This window comes from Mycobacterium sp. NGS50 (genome assembly GCF_059812545.1).
Window position 1 is genome coordinate 116,856 of record NZ_JCALCW010000016.1, and the last position, 6,644, is coordinate 123,499.

General features: G+C 67.1%; 7 protein-coding genes. 2 read left to right on the forward strand and 5 right to left on the reverse strand.

All coding sequences use genetic code 11. The annotated features are described in order from the left end of the window. The first annotated feature begins 15 nt into the window (after positions 1 to 15). Complete coding sequence (locus AC5Y36_RS13535; RefSeq protein WP_500041440.1) at positions 16 to 1,902, forward strand: neutral/alkaline non-lysosomal ceramidase N-terminal domain-containing protein; 1,887 nt, start codon at positions 16 to 18, stop codon at positions 1,900 to 1,902. Between the two features lie 74 nt (positions 1,903 to 1,976). Here AC5Y36_RS13535 and AC5Y36_RS13540 read toward each other — a convergent pair whose 3' ends face one another. Further along, entirely contained in the window at positions 1,977 to 2,780 is an 804-nt protein-coding gene (locus AC5Y36_RS13540) for an enoyl-CoA hydratase/isomerase family protein (RefSeq protein WP_500041424.1), read from the reverse strand. Positions 2,781 to 2,929: 149 nt separating this feature from the next. Here AC5Y36_RS13540 and AC5Y36_RS13545 point away from each other — a divergent pair, with 149 nt between their 5' ends. Next, on the forward strand, positions 2,930 to 3,718 hold the full coding sequence (locus AC5Y36_RS13545) for a PE-PPE domain-containing protein (protein WP_500041425.1): 789 nt from the start codon (positions 2,930 to 2,932) through the stop codon (positions 3,716 to 3,718). 30 nt (positions 3,719 to 3,748) lie between these two features. Here the strand turns inward: AC5Y36_RS13545 and AC5Y36_RS13550 are convergent, their stop codons facing one another. The 4 genes from AC5Y36_RS13550 to AC5Y36_RS13565 form a co-directional block, all read right to left on the reverse strand. Beyond that, on the reverse strand, positions 3,749 to 4,165 hold the full coding sequence (locus tag AC5Y36_RS13550) for a hypothetical protein (RefSeq protein ID WP_500041426.1): 417 nt from the start codon (positions 4,163 to 4,165) through the stop codon (positions 3,749 to 3,751). 16 nt (positions 4,166 to 4,181) lie between these two features. Continuing rightward, a complete protein-coding gene (locus AC5Y36_RS13555; RefSeq protein ID WP_500041427.1) occupies positions 4,182 to 4,880 on the reverse strand; it encodes a hypothetical protein in 699 nt (232 codons plus the stop codon). Between the two features lie 155 nt (positions 4,881 to 5,035). Beyond that, on the reverse strand, positions 5,036 to 5,815 hold the full coding sequence (locus tag AC5Y36_RS13560; protein ID WP_500041428.1) for a CbbQ/NirQ/NorQ/GpvN family protein: 780 nt from the start codon (positions 5,813 to 5,815) through the stop codon (positions 5,036 to 5,038). A 128-nt stretch (positions 5,816 to 5,943) separates the two neighbouring features. Then, positions 5,944 to 6,552, reverse strand: coding sequence for a TetR family transcriptional regulator (locus tag AC5Y36_RS13565; RefSeq protein ID WP_500041429.1), 609 nt, complete (start codon positions 6,550 to 6,552; stop codon positions 5,944 to 5,946). Between the last annotated feature and the right edge of the window lie 92 nt (positions 6,553 to 6,644).

The following is a 6,644-nucleotide window of genomic DNA, read 5'->3' on the forward strand; positions in this document are numbered from 1 at the left end:
CCCGCCGAGTGCGGCATGCTGGGCTACGGGGTGCGCACCCAACAAACCAGCGGACTGCACACCCGGCTGCGCGCGAGGGCTTTCGTGTTCGTGTCCGGGGTTGCGCGCATTCTGCTGGTCGTGTGCGAGATACCGCTGCTGCTGGAAAGCGTGCACCGCGAGGTGCTGCGGCGCCTGGCGGCCGGTTACGGTTCGTCGTACACGCTGGACAACGTGATGCTCACCGCAACCCACACCCATTGCGGCCCAGGCGGTTACTCCGAGCATCTGCTGTACAACTCGAACACCAACGGGTTCCGACCGCAGACCTTCACCGCGATCGTGGACGGCATTCTCGAGGCCGTCGACCGTGCGCACGCCGACCTGGCGCCTGCCGCACTGGGTTTGGCCGCCGGTGAGCTGCGCAATGCCAGCATCAACCGCTCCCCGTCGTCGTTCGCCCGCAACCCGGCCGCCGAACGCGCCCACTTCCCGGACGCGATCGACCCGCAGACCACCCTGCTGCGCATCGAACGCGGCGGCCGGCTGGTGGGCGCGGTCAACTGGTTCGCCACCCACGGCACTTCCATGACCAACCGCAATACGCTGATCAGCTCCGACAACAAGGGTTACGCCGCCTATCGCTGGGAACGCCTGGACGCGAACGTCGATTACCTGACCACCGGCGCGCCGGATCTGGTCACGGCGTTCGCCCAGACCAACGCCGGCGACATGTCGCCCAACCTGCACCGCCGGCCCGGCAGCGGACCCACCGAGGACGAATTCGAGAACACCCGGATCATCGGTACCCGCCAGACGGCGGCGGCCGCCGCGCTGGCTGCCGGCCCGGCCGCCGCCGTCACCGGTGGACTCGACGCCCGCGCCTGCTACGTCGACTTCTCCGACTTCACGGTGCGCCCCGAGTTCACCGGCGACGGCCGCGAACACCGCACCGGGCCGGCGATGGCCGGCGCCGCCGCGCTGGCCGGAACCGATGAGGGGCCGGGACCGCTGTATCCGCTGCTGCGGCAAGGCCGTAACCGGGTCGTCGACACTGTCACCCGCCAGCTGATCTACCGGCTGTCGCCGCGACTGCGGGACAGCCACGCCCCCAAGGGCGCCGTGGTGCCGGGTTCCCTGTTGAACAAGGCGCTGCCGCTGATCGCCGAACGCGCTCCGGTCCAGCTGCTGCGGATCGGGCAGCTGTACCTGATCGGTATTCCCGCCGAGGTGACCATCGTGGCCGGGCTGCGGCTGCGTCGCACGGTGGCCGAAATCGTCGGCGCTCCCCTGTCCGACGTGTTGGTGGCCGGCTACAGCAACGGGTATCTGCATTACGTCACCACCCCGGAGGAATACGCCGAGCAGCGTTATGAGGGCGGCAGCACCATGTTCGGCCGCTGGGAGCTAGCCGCGCTGCAGCAGGTGGTGACCGTGCTGGCCACCGCGATGCGAGATGGCCGGCCGGTCCCGGGCGGCACACCGCCGCGCGACCTGTCCGCTCGGCGCCGCTCGCGTCGTCGCCCCGCAGTCGACGCCCCGGTTGACGGACGCCGGTTCGGCGAGGTGGTGTCGGCCCCGCACTCCCGCTATGTTGCGGGAACAACGGTGCAGGCGGTGTTCGCCGGCGCCTATCCGAACAACGATCTGCGCCGCGGCGACAGTTATCTGCGGGTGCAGCGGCAGAGCGACGAGGGGTGGGTCACCGTCGCCGACGACGGCGACTGGTCGACCATGTTCCGGTGGCGCCGCGAGCGACGGCACCGGTCGCTGGTGACGGTGACCTGGACAGTGCCCGCCGGTGCGCCGCCGGGGCGCTACCGGCTGCGCTACGACGGCAACGCCCGCGGCACCGGCGGGCAGGTGGTCGCCTTCTCCGGCACCACCGAGCCGTTCGAGGTTGTCGGCCAACCGCACCCCTAGCCACGAGATTGCATCGTTGGATGAAACGTGCGAATAGTGCCGTACCTGGATGCAATCTCGGCGCACAACGGTGCCTACAGCGGATCCCAGATCGGGGAACGCTTCTCCTGGTGGGCGATCGCGGCTTCGGCCGGGTTGTTGGTGAACCCGCTGAGCACCTGGGTGCGGTTCTCGATCTCCTTGGCGTGCCGCAGGCTGGGCGCGTCCAGGGCGGCGTTGAGCCCGATCTTGGTCTGCCAGACGCCGTAGGCGTTGTTCTGGGCGATCGAGCGGGCCATCGCCGTCGCCGCGGTCATCAACTCCCCCGGACCGACGACCTGATGGACCAGCGCGATCCGGTAGGCCTCGTCGGCGTCGATGATGCGTCCGGTGAGCATGAGTTCGCGGGCCACCCCGGCACCGACGATCTTGGGCAGCAGGTAGCTGGTGCCCATGTCCATCGACGAGAACCCGGCCTTGATGAACACCGACCCGAACCGGGCGTCCTGCGAGGCGATGCGGATGTCGCAGTGCAGTGCGAACGCCAGCCCACCGCCGACGGCGACCCCGTTGACCGCGGCAATCACCGGGATCGGCAGTTCGTAGAGCCGGGTGAGCTGATCGGCCAGGCGAACCTGGGCGTCGTAGGTGACCTTGAACGCCGGGCTGCTGCTCGGCGGTGTCCAGGGCTCGCCGGTGCCGCTGAGATCGGCGCCGGCGCAGAAGCCCCGTCCGGCGCCGGTCAGGATCGCCGCCCGGAACCGGCCGGTGCCGAGTTCATCGAGGACGCCGTCGATCCCGTCCAGCAGAGACCCGTCGATGGCGTTGAGGCGTTCCGGCCGGTTCAGGGTGACGCAGGCGATTTGGTCCTCGGGGGTGCTCAGTTCGACGGCAGCCATCGTCCAACGGTAGGCGTCTCGACTTTGACAGGCAGCACCGCCCGGGCGGTTCCACCGCCAGGTGGCCGACACGGCCGGACCCCGTTTAGCCTGTGGCTAGCCAGCACGTGGTGCGGTGTTCAACGGTCGACGCGGGAGGTTGGTGCGCGATGAGTGGCCTGGCCAAGGGATTTGCGGTGGCGGTGAGCATCCTCGCGGCGCCGATGATGGGTCCCGCGGTGGCTCATGCGGGTGGCACCACCTACACCGTGGAACCGTGGGACTTCGACGGCGTCATGGGAGTCTCGATGTCGGTGACCCGCAACCAGCTGGGCGGGACGTTGTGCCCGTGCGTCAAGGTGCCCTACCCCGCTGACGGACTGCACAACGACCAAGGAGTCGCGGCGCTTGCCGACACTCCGATGCACGCCGGTGACACCGTGCTCGGTTTCAGTCTCGGCTCGCAGGTGATCTCGCTGTACCTGGCTCGGCACACGCCGCCGCCCGGGGTGCGATTCGTGTTGGTGGCCGACACGTTCGGGCGCAACGACGAACTCGTCGCTTCGGGGGCCGGCATTCCCGCCGACATCGCCAACGAGGTCACGCTGGTGGCACGCGAGTACGACGGGTGGTGCGACCCTCCCACCAACACAGCTTCCCCCAATCACGGGCTGGCCCTGCAGAACGCCCAGGCGGGTGCGACGTCCATCCATGACTACGTCAACGCCCGCCTCGACGATCCGGCCAACGTGGTGACCAGGCGGGGCAACATCACCGCGGTGCTGATCCCGACCCAGCACCTGCCGCTGAACAACCGGTTACGCAAATCGGGGCAGGACGCCGAGGCCGACCGGCTCGACGCCGAGCAGCGCCCGCTCATCGACAGCGCCTACGACCGCCCGGCCCCCACGCCCGCCCAGCTGGCGGCATCGACGGCTCAGCAGTTCACGAAATCGTGAGGTGCGCCGACCGCGGACAGCCGCAGCGGCCTACCGGTGTTGCCCCTCCTGCCGGGCCAACCGCTCGTTGTGGATCTTGACCAGCTCGCGGAACCCGATCCGGTGATATCGCGGCACCGGCTGCACGCCCCAGGCGTCCTGCGCGGTGTGCTGGCCGGCCGCCTCCGGGGGGCCGCCGAACGGTGCACCGCTCATCGGATAGGGGAATGTGCATTCGACCGTGTCGTCGGAGTACCGGACCTTCATGAGTTCGCTGCAGATCTCACTGAACGACAGGCTCGGCCAGCCGTACCAGACCGCCAGCGCCGGCATGGTGAACGAGCCTTCCAGCACCAGACCGAACAGGCACACCAGCAGCCCGCGCTTGAGCCAGCGGTGCATTCGCGCATAGATCGGCGTCGTACCCAGCGGAAGGTCTTGCTGGACCGCTTCTTCCGACGGTTTCATGGGGGTCTCCATTTCTTCAGTCGGAGAAGATCTCGCGGTTGACGGTGTGCAGATACGGGATGGCCAGGAACGGCGTGATGTAGAAGATGTCGTAGATCCACCAACCGATCACCGGCAGAACCACGCCGGCATAACGGATGTCGGCGTACATGGTCATGTTGAACGTGTAGCCGATCCAGATCACCACTCCGAACCAGCAGGTGACGATCAACCACTGATGACCCCAGCGTTTCATCTGCAGGAATCCGATGGCAGCCGCGATCCGCATGGTGAACACGGTCAGGATCAACGCCACTTCCCAGGCCTTCTCGCCGGGCGCACCGGCGCCGCCGATCCACAATTCGTTGTAGTGCCAGAAGTATCCGGCGTCGAAGAAGTTGCCCCACGCGGTGATGATGGTGCGGTTCAGCAGGGTGTGGTTGGCCAGCAGGTCCAGCGACCAGCCCAGGCTGTTGAGGGCGGCGTCGACGATCACCAGATAACCGATCAGGGTGACGATGATGGGTCGCACCGACAAACCGGCCTGCTGCGCCTTGCGCTGCAGCCATACCCCGCGCAGAAAGAACGGCAGGCCGACGAAGCCGATGAACATGGTGCCGATCAGCAGTGATCCGCCGATCAGCCAGCGATCCGCCTGGCGTTGGGCTCGGCGCGACTGTTCCAGGTGCTCGTCATAGCTGAGCCCGTCGGTGGACAGGGTGGGTGAATTGACCATCGGCGTCACCAATCCCGCACCATGTACATGTGCAACTGGATCAAAAACATCGCCAGTAGCCAGCCGTAGGCGAAGAGCTGGAAGGCGATCATCGCGCGTTTACGTTTTCGGTCTAGGTCGTTCATCGGTGCAATCCCTTCGTTGACAACTGTTTGTCAGACCAGCAGCGTGGCCGCAGCGATCTCACGCAATCCGTCGGTGATGGCACCGTCGGTGCTCAGCGGCGCCAGTACGCAGGCGTCGGCTGCGTCGAGTTCCGTTGCACCCGCGGCAATCAGCTGCGCAGCAGTCACCAGGACCCGGGTGGATGGCGGTTCGAAGTGGAAGGCGTCGTCGGCCTCCCGGATACTGGTGGCGCAGCGGACCAGCCGTGCGGCCGCGGAGCGGTCGACGCCGGCCTCGTTGACCAGCACCTCGGCCTCCTGATGGGGCGGCAGGTAGTCCATCGCCAATGTGACGAACCGTTGCCGGAACGAGGGTTTGAGCTCCTTGAGCGAGCTGCGGTAGGCCGGGTTGTAGGAGCAGACCAGCATGAAGGTTCCCGGGGCGTGGACCACTTCGCCGGCTCGGTCCAGGTACAGGGCTCGGCGATGGTCGGTGAGCGAATGCAGGATGGCCAGTGAATCGTGGCGGGCTTCGACCACCTCGTCCAGGTAGCAGATGGCGCCGTCTTTGACCGCCCGGGTCAGCGGACCGTCGGTCCACACGACATCGCCGCCGGTCACCAGGAAGCGCCCCACCAGGTCCGAACTGGTCAGGTCGTCGTGGCAGCTGATGGTGACGACCGGGCGTCGCAGCCGCTCACCCATGTGCTCGACGAACCGGGTCTTGCCGCACCCCGTCGGTCCGGTCAGCATCACCGGCAGCCGCTGCGCGAATGCCTGCTCGAACAGCTGAATCTCGTTGCCGCTGGCGCTGTATCGGCAGGGCGTCATCGGGTTTCCCACCTGCTCAGAATGTCCCGATATTGCTCATCATCCAGTACCAGAACGCGACGATCGCGCAGATGGCACCCCAGGCGATCAGCAGGCGGACGATCTCTTGCCACATGGCGGGACCTCTCTCAGCGGGCCGCCATACCGCGCAGCGCGGTGGCGACGAATTTGTCGAGCATGTCGGCGCGCAGCGCCTCCGACGTGCGCGTGGTGGTCAACAGCGAGTACAGGCCGAGGAGGAAGAACACCGCGCTGTGAAACGGGTCGACCTCGGGATGCGTCTCCCCCGCGCTGCGGGCGCGGTCGATCTCACCGACCACCAGCACGATCAGCGGGTGGTCGGTCCACTCGTCATCGGATGGCCGATTGGAGGAGAAGTGCAGCGCCAGAAAATCTTTGAAGAGCAGGCCGCCGAGTTGTCCTTCCAGCCCGACCACGACGCGGACGACTTCGGTCAACAGCGTCGCCAGGTCGCGCGGTGAGGCGACGAAGCGGGCCAGTTCCTCGGCCATCCGCTGTTCCTCGCGGCGTTCCAACTCGAAGAGCACGTGCTCCTTGGTCGGGAAGTGGAAGTAGAACGTGCCATGGGCGACGCCCGCCTCGGTGACGATCGTCCCGACGTCGGCCTCGGCCATCCCGGCGCGCCGGAACTCGGTCAGCGCCGCGGCCAGCAGGCGTTCTCGCGTCTGCAGCCGCTGCGCCTCACGCGTGGAGGGCTTGTCCGACAGTCGGGCCATAGTGCGCTCTTTGTAGCGCAGTCAATGACTCAAGTCAATGACTGCACTCAGCCACTTCCCTGCCGAGCAGACGCAAATGTGCCCTAAAACCG

Excerpts from the sequence above, each read along its gene's own strand:
- AC5Y36_RS13535 (WP_500041440.1), top strand. The coding sequence starts at position 16 with ATGCTGGGCTACGGGGTGCGCACCCAACAAACCAGCGGACTGCACACC.
- AC5Y36_RS13555 (WP_500041427.1), bottom strand. The coding sequence starts at position 4,880 with ATGGTCAATTCACCCACCCTGTCCACCGACGGGCTCAGCTATGACGAG.
- AC5Y36_RS13560 (WP_500041428.1), bottom strand. The coding sequence starts at position 5,815 with ATGACGCCCTGCCGATACAGCGCCAGCGGCAACGAGATTCAGCTGTTC.
- AC5Y36_RS13540 (WP_500041424.1), bottom strand. The coding sequence starts at position 2,780 with ATGGCTGCCGTCGAACTGAGCACCCCCGAGGACCAAATCGCCTGCGTC.
- AC5Y36_RS13565 (WP_500041429.1), bottom strand. The coding sequence starts at position 6,552 with ATGGCCCGACTGTCGGACAAGCCCTCCACGCGTGAGGCGCAGCGGCTG.
- AC5Y36_RS13550 (WP_500041426.1), bottom strand. The coding sequence starts at position 4,165 with ATGAAACCGTCGGAAGAAGCGGTCCAGCAAGACCTTCCGCTGGGTACG.
- AC5Y36_RS13545 (WP_500041425.1), top strand. The coding sequence starts at position 2,930 with ATGAGTGGCCTGGCCAAGGGATTTGCGGTGGCGGTGAGCATCCTCGCG.